The sequence below is a fragment of the Mesorhizobium sp. M7A.F.Ca.CA.004.06.1.1 genome (assembly GCF_003999135.1).
Lineage (GTDB): Bacteria > Pseudomonadota > Alphaproteobacteria > Rhizobiales > Rhizobiaceae > Mesorhizobium.
In genome coordinates, this window is record NZ_RZPQ01000930.1 from 1 (window position 1) to 2,000 (window position 2,000).

3 protein-coding genes are annotated in these 2,000 nt (G+C 63.8%); 2 read left to right on the forward strand and 1 reads right to left on the reverse strand.

Going from position 1 to position 2,000, the window contains the following annotated elements:
* Nucleotides 1–56 precede the first annotated feature (56 nt).
* Nucleotides 57–788, forward strand: a complete 732-nt coding sequence (locus EN906_RS32280) for a VWA domain-containing protein (RefSeq protein WP_164749086.1) — start codon at nucleotides 57–59, stop codon at nucleotides 786–788.
* Nucleotides 788–1,486 (forward strand): DnaJ domain-containing protein, encoded by a 699-nt coding sequence (locus EN906_RS32285; protein WP_127272505.1) that lies wholly within the window; start codon nucleotides 788–790, stop codon nucleotides 1,484–1,486. Before EN906_RS32280 ends, EN906_RS32285 begins: the two co-directional genes overlap by 1 nt.
* Before the next feature lie 46 nt (nucleotides 1,487–1,532).
* Here the strand turns inward: EN906_RS32285 and EN906_RS32290 are convergent.
* The coding region (locus EN906_RS32290) for an SPOR domain-containing protein (RefSeq protein WP_206529230.1) at nucleotides 1,533–2,000 on the reverse strand (468 nt) is incomplete at its 5' end.

The following is a 2,000-nucleotide window of genomic DNA, read 5'->3' on the forward strand; positions in this document are numbered from 1 at the left end:
TGCACCGCCCGATGTGGGGCTTGCAAGCGATGTGGCAACGCCACATCTTGTTTTTCATGAGTGATAAGAAGCAGCCTGTGCCAGCGAGGACCAGTCCTGCGCCGGTCAAGCCTCAATCCAACGCCGGCGAGATCGACGCCTTCATTCGTCAGGCGAGGACACTTGCCGCGTCGGCGACCGGTTCGGGCAGGCTGATCCTTGCCCTCGACGCGACGATGAGCCGCCAGCCGACCTGGGATCTGGCCTGCACGCTGCAGGGCCAGATGTTCGACGCAGTCGGCAAGGCCGGAACCCTCAGCGTGCAACTGGTTTATTTTCGCGGCCTCGGCGAGTGCCGTTCGTCGGCTTTCGTGAGCGACACCAATGCCTTGAAGCAGCTGATGACGCGGATCGAATGCCGCAGCGGCCACACCCAGATCGGAAAGGTCCTGACGCATGCGCTGAAACAGACGGCGGCCGCCAAGGTCAATGCGCTGGTCTACATCGGCGACGCGATGGAAGAGAATATCGACGATCTGGCCGAAAAGGCCGGCAGCCTCGGCCTTCATGGCGTTCCTGTCTTCGTGTTTCAGGAAGGCCATGATTCCGGCGCGGAAAAGGCGTTCAAAGAGATTGCGCGGCTTTCCAAGGGGGCTTGGTTCCGATTTGATCGGCGGGCTGCCGCGACCTTGGCAGGGCTGCTTTCGGCCGTCGCCGTGTATGCGACCGGCGGGTTGAAGGCGCTCGAAGCCAGGGGCAGGCCGGAAGACCGGCTGATGATCGAGCATCTGCGGGGCGGCGGAAAATAATGGGCGCAATCATCGCTTTTGTAGCGTTGCTTCTGCTGCTTCTCGGCGCGGTGACGATCTTTCTGCGTGCCGAGCCGGCGAAACTGGCGAGCACGCTGCGAACGCTCGGGCCGGCTCTTCTGGCAGTTGTCGGCGTCGCCGTGCTTGTGGTCGGCCGTGAAGGCATCGGCGGCATGATTCTCACCGGGGCAATTGCCTGGTATGGTTCCATGCGAATGAAAGGCCAGCCGGCCGGCCTTGCCCCGGGCAAACGCTCGACGGTGCGCACGGCGGCATTGGAAATGGAGCTCGATCACGATACCGGCGGCCTCGAAGGACTGGTCCTGGCTGGCCGCCACGAAGGCAAGATGCTTGGCGCGATGGGGCTGGCGGAATTGCAACACCTCTACCGCGAACTCTCCAGCGACCCGGAGAGCCGACAGCTGCTAGAGACGTATCTTGACGGCAGATTTCCCGTCTGGCGCAAAAACGCTGAGACGAACGGTGGCGAAGGGCTGGGTGTTGCGCCAGGTCCGGGCGCCATGACTAAGGAGGAGGCCTACAAGGTCCTTGGTCTTGAAGCGGGGGCCGCCGCGGCGGATGTCCGCAAGGCGCACCGCCGCCTGATGCAGCGCCTGCACCCCGATGTCGGCGGCACGTCTTTCCTGGCGGCGCGGATTAACGAAGCCAAGGACGTCTTGCTCTCCAATCACAACTAGTCTCCTTCGACGCAGAATTTTTCCGGGAGATGGCTTGCACGCCGTCCTACTGCTGGACGGCGTAGCACTCGATGTTCTTCTTCTTCAAAGCGGTACAGGCCTTCCAGGCGGCGGTCTTCGAACCGAAACCACCGAAGCGGGCGCGGTAATAGGTGACGCCGTCCTTGTCGAAGGCGACGGTGAAGCCGGAGGCGTCGGCCAGCACCTTGGGCGCCTGCTTGGTGGTCTTGTCGAGGAAGGCCTGTGCCTCGGACTGCTTTGGCGACGAGGCGACCTGAATGGCCCAGCCCGACGGCACCGACGCGGTGTTGACCGGGTCGACAGCCGCCGGCGTCGGCTCGGCATAGGCCGCTACCACCTGGGCCGTCGCGACCTGGGGGGCTGAAACGATGACGGTCTTGACCTTTCTGGTCTTGACGACGGGGGCTGCTTCCTCGGCCTGCGCGGTGTCGTCTTCGGCGACCGTGGCGTCCTCGGCAACGGTGGCGTCGTCCTGCGCCACAACAGGCTTGTC

Coding starts and splice junctions, on each gene's coding strand:
- EN906_RS32280 (WP_164749086.1), top strand. CDS start 57: ATGAGTGATAAGAAGCAGCCTGTGCCAGCGAGGACCAGTCCTGCGCCG.
- EN906_RS32285 (WP_127272505.1), top strand. CDS start 788: ATGGGCGCAATCATCGCTTTTGTAGCGTTGCTTCTGCTGCTTCTCGGC.